Below are 14,921 nucleotides of genomic sequence, written 5' to 3'. Positions count from 1 at the left end.
CGGACTTCTCAGCGAATGGGTTGCTCACCCAAGACTCCCTACCGGACGAACATGTGGGTCGTGGCCTGCCCCGCGAGGTCCAGAACGGGCTGCGGGATCACGCCGAGTACCACAGTAGCCGTCACTCCGAGCGCGACCGCGACCGCGGTCGCCGGGCCGGCCACCACGACCGGACCCTCGGCGTCCGGCTCGCTGAAGAACATGACGACGATCACACGGACGTAGAAGAACGCGGCGACCGCGGAGGAGATCACGGCGACGATCACCAGGGGCGTCGCGCCGCCCTCGACGGCCGCCTTGAACACCGCGAACTTGCCGGTGAAGCCGCTGGTCAGCGGGATGCCCGCGAAGCCCAGGAGGAAGAAGGCGAACACGCCCGCGACCACCGGGGACCGCTTGCCGAGGCCCGCCCACCGCGACAGGTGGCCGGCCTCGCCGCCCGCGTCCCGCACCATCGTCACGACGGCGAACGCGCCGATCGAGGTGAAGCCGTAGGCGACCAGGTAGAACATCGTGCTGGACAGGCCGTCCGGGGAGCTGGCGATCACGCCCATGAGCAGGAAGCCCGCGTGCGCGATCGAGGAGTAGGCCAGCATCCGCTTGATGTCGGTCTGCGTGATCGCGATGATCGACCCGGCGATCATGGTGAGAATGGCCACACCCCACAGGACGGGCCGCCAGTCCCACTTCAGCGTCTCGAACGCGACGTAGTAGACGCGCAGGATCCCGCCGAACGCGGCGACGACGGTGCAGGACGCCATCAGCGCCGTGATCGGCGTGGGGGCGCCCTGGTAGACGTCCGGCTTCCACATGTGGAAGGGGACGCCGCCGAGCTTGAACAGCAGCCCGACCGACAGCAGCGCGACGCCCGCGAGGAGCAGGGTCTCGCTGCCCGCGTCCTTGCCGATCTGCGCGGAGATGTCCGACAGCCGGACGGACCCGGCGTACCCGTACAGCAGCGCCGCCCCGTACAGGAAGAACGCCGAGGAGAACGCGCCGAGCAGGAAGTACTTGACCGCCGCCTCCTGGGAGAGGAGGCGCCGCCGGCGGGCGAGCCCGCACAGCAGGTACAGCGGCAGCGACATGACCTCCAGCGCCACGAACATGGTGAGCAGGTCGTTGGCCGCCGGGAACATCACCATGCCGCCGACGGCGAACATCATCAGCGGGAACACCTCGGTCTGGGTGAACCCGGCCTCGGTGGTGCGCTGCTCGGCCTCGCTGCCGGGCAGGGCCGAGGCCTGCGCGGCGAAGTGGCCGCCGGCCCTGCCGTCGCCGCGCTCGGCGATGAGCAGGAGGCTGACGAGGGCCAGCACCAGGATGGTGCCCTGGATGAACAGGGTGGGGCCGTCCACGCCCAGGGCGCCCTCGGCGGCGACGTGGTGCGGGTTGTCGCGCCACGCCAGCAGGATCGTCCAGGCGAACCCGCCCGCGAGGCCGAGGAACGCCAGCGGCACCTGCACGTAGTAGCGCGCGGTCCGGCCGACGAACGCCTCGACGAGCACGCCCGCGACGGCGACGCCGAGGACCAGCAGCAGCGGGGCGATCTGCCCGTACTCGATGTGCGGCGCGGGGATGTCACCCCCCTGCGCGAGGACCGCGCTCACCTGACTGGTGGTGGTCATGGACGGGCTCCGTTCTCGGCGACGTTACCGGTGATGTCCGGCGCCGGGTCGTGCTGGTCGACCCGCGCCAGCGTGTGGTCCACCGACGGGTTGATCACGTGCAGCACCGGCTGCGGGAAGAAGCCCATCGCCACGATGATCGCGATGATCGGGGCGACGGCCCACTTCTCCCGGGCGGACAGGTCCTTCATGCCCTCGACCGCGGGGACCTTGGGGCCGCCCATGGTCCGCTGGTACATCCACAGGATGTAGACGGCCGCGAGCACGACGCCGCTGACCGCGAGCGCGCCGGCCCACTCGTACCGGCTGAACGTCCCGACGATGACGAGGAACTCCGAGACGAACGTGGACAGGCCGGGCAGCGACAGCGCGGACAGGCCGGCGATCAGGAACATCCCGGCGAGGACGGGCGCGACCTTCTGCACCCCGCCGAAGTCGGAGATCCGCGCCGACCGCCGCCGGACGATCATGAAGCCGACGACGAGGAACAGCGCGCCGGTGGAGAACCCGTGGTTCACCATGTAGAGCGCCGCGCCGGACTGGCCCTGCGACGTCATCGCGAAGATGCCGAGGACGATGAACCCGAAGTGCGACACCGACGTGTAGGCGATGAGGCGCTTCATGTCGACCTGGCCGATCGCGAGGACCGCGCCGTAGATGATGCTGAGCACCGCGAACCCCAGCACGACCGGGGTCGCCCACTTGGCGGCGCCGGGGAACAGCTCCAGGCAGAACCGGAGCATCCCGTAGGTGCCGACCTTGTCCAGGACGCCGACGATCAGCACCAGCGCGCCGGCCGGGGACTGCTGCGCCGCGTCCGGCAGCCAGGTGTGCACCGGCACCATCGGCGCCTTGATCGCGAACGCGACGAAGAAGCCGAGGAACAGCCACTTGGCCGTCGTCGGGTCGATGTTCATCTTCGACAGCTCGTCGAACATGAACGTGCCGTGCCCGAGGCCGCCCCTCTCGACCGACCGGCTCGACAGCGGGTACAGCCAGATGACGGCGACGAGCATCAGCAGCCCGCCGAACAGCGAGTACAGCAGGAACTTCACCGCGGCGTAGGACCGCTGCGCGCCGCCGTAGTACCCGATGATGAAGTACACCGGGATGAGCATCGCCTCGAAGAAGACGTAGAACAGGAACACGTCCGTCGCGGCGAAGACGCCGATCATGGCCGCTTCCATCGTCAGCAGCAGCGCGAAGTACGTCTTCACCGACCGCTTCGCCGGGACGTCCACGCCGCCGGACCGGTCGGCCTCGCTCCACGACGCCAGCATGACGAGCGGGACGAGGACGACCGACAGCACGATCAGCACCAGCGCGACGCCGTCGACGCCGACCGCCCAGTGGACCCCGAACTCCTTGATCCACCAGTACTTCTCGGTGAACTGGAACCGCGCGCCGCCCGCGTCGAAGCCCGACGCCATGACCCCGGTGAGGGCCGCGACGACGAGGGAGACGCCGAGCGAGAACTGCTTGACCAGCGTCTCCCGCTCGCGCGGGATGGCGCTGAGCAGCACCGCGCCCACCAGCGGCAGCGCGATGAGGACGCTCAGCCAGGGAAAGTCGCTCATGACACGTTCACCACCAGGAGCGCCGCGACCACGAGGGCCGCGCCGCCCAGCATCGAGAGGGCGTAGGAGCGGGCGAAGCCGGTCTGGACGCGCCGGAGCCGGCCGGAGCTGCCGCCGACGCCGGCGGCCGTCCCGTTGACGGCGCCGTCGACGCCGCGCCCGTCGAACCAGACCGCGAGCCGGGTCAGCCACTGGCCGGGGCGCATCAGCAGCGACTCGTTGAGCGCGTCGCCGTAGAGGTCCTTGCGGGCCGCGACGGTGACGAACGAGCCCTTGGGCGCCTCGCGCGGCACCTTGCGGGCGCCGTACTGCATCCAGGCGATCCCGGCGCCGACGATCATCAGGACGAAGGTGGCGGCGCCGGGCGCGGTGAGCCACTTGAACTCGTGCGCGTGCTCGGGCGCCCCGACGACCGGTTCGAGGAACTCGGGGAAGCTGCCGAGGATCAGGAACCCGCCCGCGAAGACGGACCCGACCGCGAGCAGCATCAGCGGCACGGTCATGACCGCCGGCGACTCGTGCGGGTGGACGTCGTCCTCCCAGCGCTTCTCGCCGAAGAACGTCATGAACATGACCCGGGACATGTAGTACGCGGTGATCCCGGCGCCGATCAGCGCGCAGGAGCCGAGGATCATCCCGGACGTGCCGCCCTTGGCGTAGGCGGCCTCGATGATGCCGTCCTTGGTGAACCAGCCCGACAGGCCGGGGAACCCGATGATGGCGAGGTACCCGAGGCCGAACGTCGCGTAGGTGATCACCATGACCGTGCGCAGCGCGCCGTAGTGGCGCATGTTCACGTCGTCCTTCATGCCGTGCATGACCGACCCGGCGCCGAGGAACAGGCCCGCCTTGAAGAAGCCGTGGGCGACGAGGTGCGCGATGGCGAAGACGTAGCCCGCCGGGCCGAGGCCCGCGGCCAGCACCATGTACCCGATCTGCGACATCGTCGATCCGGCGAGGGCCTTCTTGATGTCGTCCTTGCCGCAACCGATGATCGCACCGGCCAGCAGCGTGGCCGCGCCGACGATCGTCACCACCAGCTGCGCGGTCTCGGACATCTCGAAGATCGGGCCGGACCGGACGATCAGGTAGACGCCCGCGGTGACCATCGTGGCGGCGTGGATGAGGGCCGACACCGGGGTCGGGCCCTCCATCGCGTCCAGCAGCCACGACTGCAGCGGGAGCTGCGCCGACTTGCCGCACGCGCCGACCAGGAGCAGCAGCCCGATGGCCGTCGCGGTGCCGGTGCCGAGCTTGGAGGCGAGCCCCACGTGCTCGGCGCCGGTGCCGAGGACCGCGCCGAAGTCGATGCTGCCGAACGAGGCGAAGATCAGCGCGATCGCGATGATCAGCCCCATGTCGCCGACCCGGTTGACGACGAACGCCTTCTTCGCGGCGGTCGCGGCCGTCGGCTTGTGCTGCCAGAACCCGATCAGCAGGTAGGAGGCGAGACCGACGCCCTCCCAGCCCAGGAACAGGATCAGGAAGTTGCCGCCCAGGACCAGCACCAGCATCGACGCCAGGAACAGGTTCAGGTAGGCGAAGAAACGGCGCCGGTCGGGGTCCCCGGCCATGTAGCCGATGGAGTAGATGTGGATGAGCGAGCCCACCCCGGTGATCAGCAGGACGAAGGTGATGGACAGCGGGTCCACCAGCAGGTCCATGCCGACCTTGAACGTGCCGACGTCGATGAAGTCCCACAGGTGCAGGGTGCGGCGCCGGGCCTCGGCGTCGTACCCGAGCATCTGGGCGAACATCGCGGCGCCCACCGCGAACGACGCCAGCGACATCGCCGCGCCGAGCAGGTGGCCCCACTTGTCGGTCCGCCGTCCCCCCAGCAGGAGGATCGCGGCGCCCGCGAGCGGGAGCGCGACGAGGAGCCAGGACGCGGCCTGGATGCCTTCCGCTTTCATCCCTGGCCTCTCAGTACTTCAGCAGGTTCGCGTCGTCGACCGACGAGGACCTGCGGGTCCGGAAGATGGTCATGATGATCGCCAGACCCACCACGACCTCCGCCGCGGCCACCACCATCACGAAGAAGGCGATGATCTGGCCGTCCAGGTTGCCGTGCATTCGGGAGAACGAGACGAACGCCAGGTTCGTCGCGTTCAGCATCAGCTCGACGCACATGAACACCACGATCGCGTTGCGGCGCACGAGGACGCCGAGCGCTCCGATGGTGAACAGGACCGCCGAGAGCGCCAGGTAGTGCCCCGGGCTCATTCTCCTGCCTCGCCTTCACTCGCGCCGCCGCCGGCGGCCGGCGTCCCCGACTTGACCGAGCGCTCCTCGGCGTCCGAGTCGCGGACGTCCTCGGTGACCGCCTTGACCGCGGCCACGTCCCGTTCGAGGGCCTCCTCCTCGGAGCCGCCGTACAGGTCGGCGTGCCGCTCCGCGGTGTCGGTGCGGGCCGCGATGACCGGGTTGACCGACAGCTCCGAGGGCGTCCCGTCGGGCAGCAGCGCCGGCATGTCGACGGCGTTGTGCCGGGCGTAGGTGCCGGGACCCGGCAGCGGGCCCGGGTGGGAGCCGGACAGGAACCGCTGCCGCGACAGGTCCTTCTGCGTCGGCTTCGGCTCGGTGCGCTCCCGGTGCGCCAGCACCATCGCGCCCAGCGCCGCGGTGATCAGCAGGGCGCTGGTCGCCTCGAACGCGAACACGTACTTGGAGAACAGCAGCCGGGCCAGCCCGACGACGTTGCCCTCGGAGTTGGCCTGGGTCAGCCCGGCCGAACCGCCGAGCGCCGCGTTGCCGACCCCGACCGTGAGCAGGACGAGGAAGCCGACCGCGGCGATCACCGCCCAGAACCGCTGGCCCCGGATCGTCTCCACCAGCGAGTCGGTGGAACTGACCCCGACGAGCATCAGCACGAACAGGAACAGCATCAGCACCGCGCCGGTGTAGACGATCACCTGAACGAACGCCAGGAAGGGCGCGTTCTGGATCGCGTACAGCGCGGCCAGGCAGAGCATCACGGTCGCCAGCAGCAGCGCCGAGTGCACCGCCTTCCGCATGAAGATCATGCCGAGCGCGGCGAGCACCGAGACGATCGCCAGCAGCCAGAAGAAGAACGGCTCCCCGGACTGCTTGTCGGCGACCTCGGCGGCGAGCACGTGCGCGCTCGCGACGGAGCCGGTCACTTGCCCTCACCGCCCTTGCGCGCCTTCGCCTTCTCGCGCTCGACGGCCTGGTCGGCGCTCGCGCGCCCGCCGTCCTCGGAAGGGATCTTCGGAGCGGAGGGCGTCCCGGACGACGGCTCGCCCTCCTGGAGGCCGAGGCGGTAGTACTCCTCCTCGGTGTCGCCGAGCCGCATCTCGTGCGGGGGCGCCTCCATGCCCTCGCGCAGCGGCGCCAGCAGCATCTCCTTGGTGTAGATGAGGCTCTCGCGGCTGTCGTCGGCGAGCTCGTACTCGTTGGTCATCGTGAGCGCCCGGGTCGGGCACGCCTCGATGCACAGCCCGCACAGGATGCACCGCAGATAGTTGATCTGGTAGGTGCGGCCGTAGCGCTCGCCCGGCGAGTACCGCTCGTCGGCCGTGTTGTCGGCGCCCTCGACGAAGATGGCGTCCGCGGGGCACGCCCACGCGCACAGCTCGCAGCCGATGCACTTCTCCAGACCGTCCGGCCACCGGTTCAGCTGGTGCCGCCCGTGGAAGCGAGGAGCCGTCGGCTTCTTCACCTCGGGGTACTGAACGGTCTCGCTCTTCATGAACATCTGGTGGAACGAGACCCCGAACCCCTTGACCGGGTTCAGGAAATCAGTGAGTCCCACTGGTGACCTCCTCGGAGGGGGTTTCGATCGTGGCCGGCCGGACCGGCTCGCGGGCGCGGCCGTGGTAGTGGGGCGCGTCCATCGGCGGCACCGGGAACCCGCCCGCCGCCGGGTCGGTGCGCGGCCCCGGCGTCGCCCCCGGGACGATCTCCTTGTCGTCCTCGCGGCCGCGCGCCATCTCCCAGATCACCGTGGCGACCAGCACGATCGCGGCGACCACGGCGGCGGCGATGAACAGCTGCCGCATCTCGTAGCCGTCGTTGCGCAGCGCGCGGATCGTCGCGACCAGCAGGATCCAGCCGAGCGAGAAGGGCATCAGCACCTTCCAGCCGAGCTTCATCAGCTGGTCGTAGCGCACGCGCGGCAGCGAGCCGCGCAGCCAGATGAAGAAGAAGATGAACATGAAGATCTTGATCAGGAACCACAGGACCGGCCACCAGCCGGAGTTGGCGCCCGCCCACACCGTGGAGATCGGAGCGGGGGCGCGCCAGCCACCGAGGAACAAGGTGGTGGCCAGGGCCGACAGCGTCGCGAGGTTGATGTACTCCGCGAGGAAGAACATCGCGAACTTCAGCGACGAGTACTCGGTGTGGAAGCCGCCGACCAGCTCGCCCTCGCCCTCGGGCAGGTCGAACGGGATGCGGTTCGACTCGCCCATCATCGTGATGACGTACACGACGAACGACGGCGCGAGCAGCACCACGAACCACTTGTCGTGCTGCGCCGCGACGATCTCCGAGGTGGACATCGAGCCCGCGAACATGAACACGGCCACGAACGACAGGCCCATCGCGATCTCGTAGGAGATCATCTGCGCGGACGAGCGCAGCCCGCCGAGCAGCGAGTACGGCGACATCGAGGACCAGCCGGCCAGCACGATGCCGTAGATCGCCATCGAGGACATCGCGAGGACGAGCAGCACCGCGACCGGAAGGTCGGTGCCCTGCAGCGCCGTCTGGTGCCCGAAGACCGACACCGTCGGCCCGAACGGGATGACGATGAAGGAGATGAACGCGGGCACCGCGGCCATCACCGGAGCCAGGACGAAGACGATCTTGTCGACCTGGCGGGGGACGATGTCCTCCTTCAGCGCCAGCTTGACGCCGTCGGCGAGGCCCTGGAGCAGGCCGAAGGGCCCGGCCCGGTTGGGGCCGACCCGCAGCTGCATCCGGCCGATGACGCGCCGCTCGATCCACATCGTCATCAGCACGGTGACGACGAGGAACACGAAGATGGCGAGGACCTTGCCGCCGATCAGCCACCACGGGTCCGACCCGAAGTCCTGCAGCTGCGGGTCGGGCGCCGGCGCCGCGGCCAGGGAGCTCATTCGATGCCTCCAGCGTTCTCGGTCGCGGTCGCGGGCACCGCGCCCGCGATCTTGACGACGCCTCCCGCGGCCGCGCCGAGGTCCCGGTGCAGGGCGCAGCCCGCCGAGTTCGTCGGCAGCCACACCACCCGGTCGGGCAGGTCGGGGGTGATCTCCAGCGGGAGCGTGACCTCGCCGCGCGGGCCCGAGACCGTCACCGCGCCGGTCGCGCCGATCTCCGCGGCCGTCGCGGGCGACAGCCGGGCGGCGGCGGGCTTGGCGGTGCCGGCGAGGAACGGCTCGCCGTCCTGCAGCCGGCCCCGGTCGAGGAGCAGCCGCCAGGTCGCCAGCAGCGCCTCGCCCCGCTCGGGGTGCGGCGCCAGGCCCTGAGCGACGCTCGGCGCGTCCGGGCGCTCGCCGCGGTGGGCGCCGAGGCCGGCCATCTCGCGGCGGGCGGCCTCCGGGCCCGGCAGGCCCAGGTGGACGTCCATCTCGTCGGCCAGCGCGTCCAGCACCCGCAGGTCGGACATCCGCCCGGCGGACTTGAGCACGACGTCGAACGGGCGGCCGCGGCCCTCCCAGTCGACGAACGTCCCGGACTTCTCCGCGACCGCCGCGACCGGCAGGACGACGTCGGCGCGGTCGGTGACCGCGCTCGGCCGCTGCTCCAGGCTCACCACGAACGGGGTGGCCTCCAGCGCCCGCAGCATCGCCTCCGGGTCGGGCAGGTCGTCGGGGTCGACGCCGCCGACGAGCAGCGCGCCGCGCCGCCCGGCGGCCGCCGCCGCGATGATGCCGGCCGTGTCCTCGCCGGGGTCGGCGGGCACGTCGGGGACGGAGCAGGTGCGGGCGACCTCGGCGCGGGCGGCGGGGTCGGTGACCGGACGGCCGATCGGCAGCAGCCCGGGCAGCGCCCCGGCCTCGATCGCGCCGCGCTCCCCGGCCCGGCGCGGCACCCAGGCCAGCCGGGCGCCGGTCGCCTGCGCCACCCGCGTCGCCGAGGTCAGCGCCCCCGGGCTGGTGGCGAGCCGCTCGCCGACGAGGATGACGGCGCCGGGCGTCTCCAGCAGCGTGCGGATGTCGGATCTGGCGTCGTCCCCGATGAGGGAGCCGAGGACCTCGGCCTCCGCGCCGGGGAGCGTCGGCAGCAGCGTGCCGCCGACCTTCGCCAGACCGCGCGTCGCGAACGGGGCCGCCGCGAACACCTTCAGGCGGTTCTTGCGGAACGCCTTGCGGAGCCGCAGGAAGACGATCGGCGACTCCTCCTCGGGCTCGAACCCGGCGAGCAGGACGACCGGCGCCTTCTCCAGGTCGGCGTAGGTCACCTCGATGGGGTGGCCCGCGACGGACGAGGCGAGGAACCGCGACTCCTCCTCCGACAGCGGCCGGGCCCGGAAGTCGACGTCGTTGGTGCCGAGCGCGATCCGGGCGAACTTGGCGTAGGCGTAGGCGTCCTCAAGGGTGACGCGGCCGCCGGTCAGGACGCCGGCCGAGCCGCGCGCCGCCGCGAGGCCGCGCGCCGCGATGGTGAGCGCCTCGGGCCAGGACGCCGGCTCCAGCTCGCCGTCCTCGCCGCGGACGAGCGGCTGGGCGAGCCGCTCGGGCTGCGTCCCGTAGGTGAACGCCCAGCGGCCCTTGTCGCAGTTCCACTCCTCGTTGACCTGCGGGTCGTCCCCCGCCAGCCGCCGCGTGATCTTCCCGCGGCGGTGGTCGGTGCGCAGCGCGCAGCCGGACGCGCAGTGCTCGCAGACGCTCGGCTGCGAGACCAGGTCGAACGGGCGGGACCGGAACCGGTACGCGGCGCCGGTCAGCGCGCCCACCGGGCAGATCTGCACGGTGTTGCCGGAGAAGTAGGACTGGAACGGCTTGCCGTCCGCCGCCCCGACCTGCTCCTTCGCGCCGCGCTCGAACAGGTCGATGAACGCGTCGCCGGCGATCTGGTCGGAGAACCGGGTGCAGCGGGCGCACTGGATGCAGCGCTCCCGGTCGAGCAGCACCTGGCTGGACAGCGGGATCGGCTTGGGGAAGGTCCGCTTGGCCTCCACGAACCGGGACTCGCCGCGGCCGTTGGACATCGCCTGGTTCTGCAGCGGGCACTCGCCGCCCTTGTCGCAGATCGGGCAGTCCAGCGGGTGGTTGATCAGCAGCAGCTCCATCACGCCGTGCTGCGCCTTGTCGGCGACCGGCGAGGTGAGCTGGGTCTTGACCACCATCCCGGGCATCACCGTGGTGGTGCACGACGCCTGCGGCTTCGGCATGCCGCGGCCGTTGCCGGCGTCGGGGATCTCCACCAGGCACTGCCGGCAGGCCCCGACCGGGTCCAGCAGCGGATGGTCGCAGAACCGGGGGATCTGGATGCCGAGGAGCTCGGCGGCCCGGATGATCAGCGTGCCCTTGGGCACCTCGATCTCGAAGCCGTCGATGGTGCAGGAGACCATCTCCACCGGCTTCTCCACCGCCGACTTGTCGTCGGTGACGGTCACTTGGCACCTCCCCAGAGGGTCGACTTGGCCGGGTCGAACGGGCAGGCCCCGAGCTCGAAGTGCCGGAGGTACTCGTCCCGGAACAGCTTGATGGACGAGACGACCGGGCTCGTGGCGCCGTCGCCCAGGGCGCAGAACGACCGGCCCAGGATGTTGTCGGACAGGTCCAGCAGGGTCTCCAGGTCCTCCTCGGAGCCCTGGCCCGCCTCCAGCCGCTTCAGCATCTGCTTGTACCAGTAGGTGCCCTCGCGGCACGGCGTGCACTTGCCGCACGACTCGTGCGCGTAGAACTCCGACCAGCGCAGCACGGCGCGGACGACGCAGGTCGTCTCGTCGAAGATCTGCAGGGCCCGGGTGCCGAGCATGGACCCGGCGGCGCCGACGGACTCGAAGTCCAGCGGCACGTCCAGGTGCTCGTCGGTGAAGATCGGGGTGGACGACCCGCCGGGGGTCCAGAACTTCAGCCGGTGCCCCTCGCGGACGCCGCCCGCCATGTCGAGCAGTTCCCGCAGCGTGATGCCGAGCGGAGCCTCGTACTGCCCGGGCCGGGTGACGTGCCCGGACAGCGAGAAGATCCCGAAGCCCTGGGACTTCTCGGTGCCCATCGAGGCGAACCATTCCGGCCCGTTGGCGATGATCGAGGGAACCGAGGAGATCGACTCGACGTTGTTGATGACGGTGGGCCCGCCGTAGAGGCCCGCGACCGCCGGGAAGGGGGGCTTGAGCCTGGGCTGACCGCGGAACCCTTCGAGGGAGTCCAGCAGCGCCGTCTCCTCGCCGCAGATGTAGGCCCCGGCGCCGCTGTGCACGACCACGTCCAGGTCGTAGCCGGAGCCGAGGATGTCCTTGCCGAGGTAGCCGGCCTCGTACGCCTCCGCCACCGCCTGGTGCAGGCGGCGGATGACGTGCAGCACCTCGCCGCGCACGTAGATGAACGCGAGGTTCGACCGGATCGCGTACGAGCTGATGATCACGCCCTCGACGAGCACGTGCGGGTTGGCCATCATCAGCGGGATGTCCTTGCACGTGCCCGGCTCGGACTCGTCGGCGTTGACGACGAGGTAGCGCGGGTTCGGGCTGGACGGCGGCAGGAAGCCCCACTTCATCCCGGTGGGGAAGCCAGCGCCGCCGCGGCCGCGCAGGCCGGAGTCCTTGACCGCCTGGACGATCTCGTCCGGCTCCATCCGGAACGCCGTGCGCAGCGCCTCGTAGCCGCCGTCGCGCTCGTAGCCCGCGCGGGTGAACGAGTCGGCCTGGTCCCAGTTCTTCGTGAGGATGGGGGTCAGCGTGGTCACTTGTTCCGCCCCTCCTGCGATCCCGGCTTGGCCGCGCCGCCCATGGGCTTGCCCGGCTCCTGCGGGGGCGAGCCCATCTCCTCGGGCTTCACCGGCTCCTCCGGACGCTCGCGGTCGACGTCCGCGCGGGGCGCCTCCCAGCCGCGCTCCTGCGCCAGCTTCAGGCCGCGCAGCGACTCGGGCCCGGCCTGGACGCCCTCGCCGGCGCGCCCGTCGGGGAACCCGGCGAGCACGCGGGACGCCTCCTTCCAGGTGGCCAGGCTCTCCGGGCCACGCGAAGGAAGCACTTGCTTACCTGAGCGCAGGTCGTCGACCAGCTGCTTGGCCTTCTCGGGAGTCATGTTGTCGAAGAACTCCCAGTTGACCATCATCACCGGCGCGAAGTCGCAGGCCGCGTTGCACTCGATCCGCTCCAAGCTGACCTTGCCGTCCGGGGTGGCCTCGTCGTGGCCGACCCCGGCGTGCTCGCTCAGCTCGTTCCAGATCTGGTCGCCGCCCATGACCGCGCACAGCGTGTTGATGCAGACGCCGACGTGGTACTCGCCGACCGGTGCGTGCTTGTACTGCGTGTAGAAGGTCGCGACGCCGGTCACCTGGGCCGGGGTGATGCCGAGCTGCTCCGCGCAGAACTCGATCCCGTCCTCGGTGACGTGGCCCTCCACCGACTGCACCAGGTGCAGCATCGGCAGCAGCGCCGAGCGCGGCCGGGGGTACCGGCCGATGATCTCCTTGGCGTCGCGCTCCAGCCGCTCGCGGACCTCAGGTCCGTATGTCATCGGTCCACTCCCCCCATGACCGGGTCGATGCTGGCGACCGCCGCGATGACGTCGGCGACCATGCCGCCCTCCGCCATCGCCGGGGTGGCCTGCAGGTTGACGAAGGACGGCTCGCGGAAGTGGACGCGGTACGGCCGGGTGCCGCCGTCGCTGACCACGTGGGCGCCGAGCTCGCCGCGCGGCGACTCGATGGGCGCGTACGCCTGGCCGGCGGGCACGCGGAAGCCCTCCGTCACCAGCTTGAAGTGATGGATCAGTGCCTCCATCGAGGTGCCCATGATGTGCGCGATGTGCCGGGGCGAGTTGCCCATGCCGTCCGCGCCGATCGCCAGCTGCGCCGGCCAGCCGATCTTCTTGTCCTCGATCATCACCGGGCCCTTGACCGACTGGAGCCGGTCCAGGCACTGCTCGACGATCTTCAGCGACTCCTCCATCTCGTCCATCCGGACGAGGTAGCGGCCGTAGACGTCGCAGGTGTCCTGCGTCGCGACCTCGAAGTCGTAGGTCTCGTACCCGCAGTAGGGCTGCGACTTGCGCAGGTCCCACGGGAGCCCGGTCGCGCGCAGCACCGGGCCGGTGACGCCGAGCGCCATGCAGCCGGTCAGGTCCAGGTACGCGACGTTCTGGGTGCGCGCCAGGTAGACCGGGTTGGCGTCCATCAGCTTGCGCAGCGCCTGGATCCGCTTCGGCATGCGGTCCAGGTAGTCGCGGATCTTGCTGGTGGCGCCGCTCGGCAGGTCCTGCGCGACCCCGCCCGGACGGACGTAGGCCATGTTCATCCGCAGGCCGGTGATCTCCTCGAACAGGTCGAGGGTGTACTCGCGCTCGACGAAGCCGTTCAGCATCACCGTCGTCGCGCCGAGCTCCAGGCCGAACGTGGCGATCGCGACCAGGTGCGAGGAGATCCGGTTGAGCTCCATCATCATCACGCGGATGATCTGGGCCCGCTCCGGGATCTGCTCGGTGACGCCGAGCAGCTTCTCCACGCTCATGCAGTACGCCGTCTCGTTGAAGATCGGCGCGAGGTAGTCCATCCGGGTGCAGAACGTGGTGCCCTGCGTCCAGGTGCGGAACTCCATGTTCTTCTCGATGCCGGTGTGCAGGTAGCCGATGCCCACCCGGGCCTCGTTCACCGTCTCACCGTCGAGCGTCAGGATGAGCCGGAGCACCCCGTGCGTGGACGGGTGCTGGGGGCCCATGTTGACGACGAGCCGCTCGTCGCCGAGGTCCTCCGCGCCGGAGACGACCTGGTCCCAGTCCTGGCCGTTGACGTCGAAGACCTTGCCCTCGGCCGCCTCCTCCGCGGCGTAGGCGTCGTACTCGGTGTACTTCGTGGAACTCATACGTACGACCTCCGCTCGTCGGGCGGGGGGATCTCCGCTCCGCGGTACTCGACGGGAATACCGCCGAGGGGGTAGTCCTTGCGCTGCGGATGGCCGACCCAGTCGTCGGGCATCTCGATGCGCGTGAGCGCCGGGTGGCCGTCGTAGACGATCCCGAAGAAGTCGTAGGTCTCGCGCTCGTGCCAGTCGCTCGTCGGGTAGACCGGCACCAGCGACGGGACGTGCGGGTCGGCGTCCGGGCAGGTCACTTCCAGCCGGACACGCCGGTTGTGCGTGATCGACAGCAGGTGCACGACCGAGTGCAGCTCGGCGCCCTCGTCCTTCGGGTAGTGCACGCCCGACACGCCCGAGCACATCTCGAAGCGCAGGGACGGCTCGTCCCGCATGGTCCGCGCGACCTCCAGCAGGTGCTCGCGCTTCACGAAGAACGTGATCTCGCCGCGGTCGACGACGACGCGCTCGACGGCGTCCCCGAAGTCCGGGTAGGCGCGCTCCAGCTCGTCGGCGACCTCGTCGAACTCGCCCGCCTCCGCCGCGCCGCCGGGCCCGCCGTACGGGCGCTGCGCGGACACCTTCGGGCTCTGCCGGATGACGAGCCCGCCGTAGCCGGAGGTGTCGCCGGTGGTCCGCGCGCCGAACATGCCCTTGCGGACGACCGGCTGCTCGCGGCGCTCCTCCTCGGCCTGCGCGGGAAGCTTGTCGGCGTTCTGCTCGGCCCGCTGCTCAGGATTCTCGGAACTCACG

General features: G+C 70.6%; 12 protein-coding genes. All 12 read right to left on the bottom strand.

Features of this window, described 5'->3' with window-relative positions; all coding sequences use genetic code 11:
• Nucleotides 1-38 precede the first annotated feature (38 nt).
• The 12 genes from nuoN to ABD944_RS18830 are packed head-to-tail and all read right to left on the bottom strand — an operon-like array spanning nucleotide 39 to nucleotide 14,920.
• The gene (gene nuoN, locus ABD944_RS18885; RefSeq protein ID WP_345178229.1) at nucleotides 39-1,625 is read right to left on the bottom strand and encodes an NADH-quinone oxidoreductase subunit NuoN; all 1,587 of its coding nucleotides are present in this window, start codon (nucleotides 1,623-1,625) and stop codon (nucleotides 39-41) included.
• A complete protein-coding gene (locus ABD944_RS18880; RefSeq protein WP_345178227.1) occupies nucleotides 1,622-3,202 on the bottom strand; it encodes an NADH-quinone oxidoreductase subunit M in 1,581 nt (526 codons plus the stop codon). The genes nuoN and ABD944_RS18880 overlap by 4 nt, the downstream gene beginning before the upstream one ends.
• Nucleotides 3,199-5,115 carry an NADH-quinone oxidoreductase subunit L gene (nuoL, locus tag ABD944_RS18875; protein WP_345178226.1) on the bottom strand — a complete coding sequence of 639 codons (1,917 nt, stop codon included), beginning with the start codon at nucleotides 5,113-5,115 and terminating at the stop codon, nucleotides 3,199-3,201. Before nuoL ends, ABD944_RS18880 begins: the two co-directional genes overlap by 4 nt.
• 10 nt (nucleotides 5,116-5,125) lie before the next feature.
• Complete coding sequence (gene nuoK, locus ABD944_RS18870) at nucleotides 5,126-5,425, bottom strand: NADH-quinone oxidoreductase subunit NuoK (RefSeq protein ID WP_185028663.1); 300 nt, start codon at nucleotides 5,423-5,425, stop codon at nucleotides 5,126-5,128.
• Complete coding sequence (locus ABD944_RS18865; protein WP_345178224.1) at nucleotides 5,422-6,342, bottom strand: NADH-quinone oxidoreductase subunit J; 921 nt, start codon at nucleotides 6,340-6,342, stop codon at nucleotides 5,422-5,424. Before ABD944_RS18865 ends, nuoK begins: the two co-directional genes overlap by 4 nt.
• Nucleotides 6,339-6,974 carry an NADH-quinone oxidoreductase subunit NuoI gene (nuoI, locus tag ABD944_RS18860; protein ID WP_425550307.1) on the bottom strand — a complete coding sequence of 212 codons (636 nt, stop codon included), beginning with the start codon at nucleotides 6,972-6,974 and terminating at the stop codon, nucleotides 6,339-6,341. The genes ABD944_RS18865 and nuoI overlap by 4 nt, the downstream gene beginning before the upstream one ends.
• Nucleotides 6,961-8,301, bottom strand: coding sequence for an NADH-quinone oxidoreductase subunit NuoH (gene nuoH / locus ABD944_RS18855; RefSeq protein WP_345178222.1), 1,341 nt, complete (start codon nucleotides 8,299-8,301; stop codon nucleotides 6,961-6,963). Before nuoH ends, nuoI begins: the two co-directional genes overlap by 14 nt.
• Nucleotides 8,298-10,763: an NADH-quinone oxidoreductase subunit G gene (locus tag ABD944_RS18850; RefSeq protein ID WP_345178221.1), complete on the bottom strand. Its 2,466-nt coding sequence runs from the start codon at nucleotides 10,761-10,763 to the stop codon at nucleotides 8,298-8,300. Before ABD944_RS18850 ends, nuoH begins: the two co-directional genes overlap by 4 nt.
• Entirely contained in the window at nucleotides 10,760-12,058 is a 1,299-nt protein-coding gene (gene nuoF / locus ABD944_RS18845) for an NADH-quinone oxidoreductase subunit NuoF (protein ID WP_345178218.1), read from the bottom strand. Before nuoF ends, ABD944_RS18850 begins: the two co-directional genes overlap by 4 nt.
• A complete protein-coding gene (gene nuoE, locus ABD944_RS18840; RefSeq protein ID WP_345178217.1) occupies nucleotides 12,055-12,834 on the bottom strand; it encodes an NADH-quinone oxidoreductase subunit NuoE in 780 nt (259 codons plus the stop codon). Before nuoE ends, nuoF begins: the two co-directional genes overlap by 4 nt.
• Nucleotides 12,831-14,177, bottom strand: coding sequence for an NADH-quinone oxidoreductase subunit D (locus tag ABD944_RS18835; protein WP_345178215.1), 1,347 nt, complete (start codon nucleotides 14,175-14,177; stop codon nucleotides 12,831-12,833). The genes nuoE and ABD944_RS18835 overlap by 4 nt, the downstream gene beginning before the upstream one ends.
• Entirely contained in the window at nucleotides 14,174-14,920 is a 747-nt protein-coding gene (locus ABD944_RS18830) for an NADH-quinone oxidoreductase subunit C (protein ID WP_345178214.1), read from the bottom strand. Before ABD944_RS18830 ends, ABD944_RS18835 begins: the two co-directional genes overlap by 4 nt.
• Nucleotide 14,921 lies beyond the last annotated feature (1 nt).

This window comes from Actinomadura verrucosospora, assembly GCF_039540335.1.
Lineage (GTDB): Bacteria > Actinomycetota > Actinomycetes > Streptosporangiales > Streptosporangiaceae > Spirillospora > Spirillospora verrucosospora.
The sequence above is the reverse complement of the archived record's forward strand: the minus strand, read 5'-3'. Positions and strand labels throughout refer to the sequence as shown.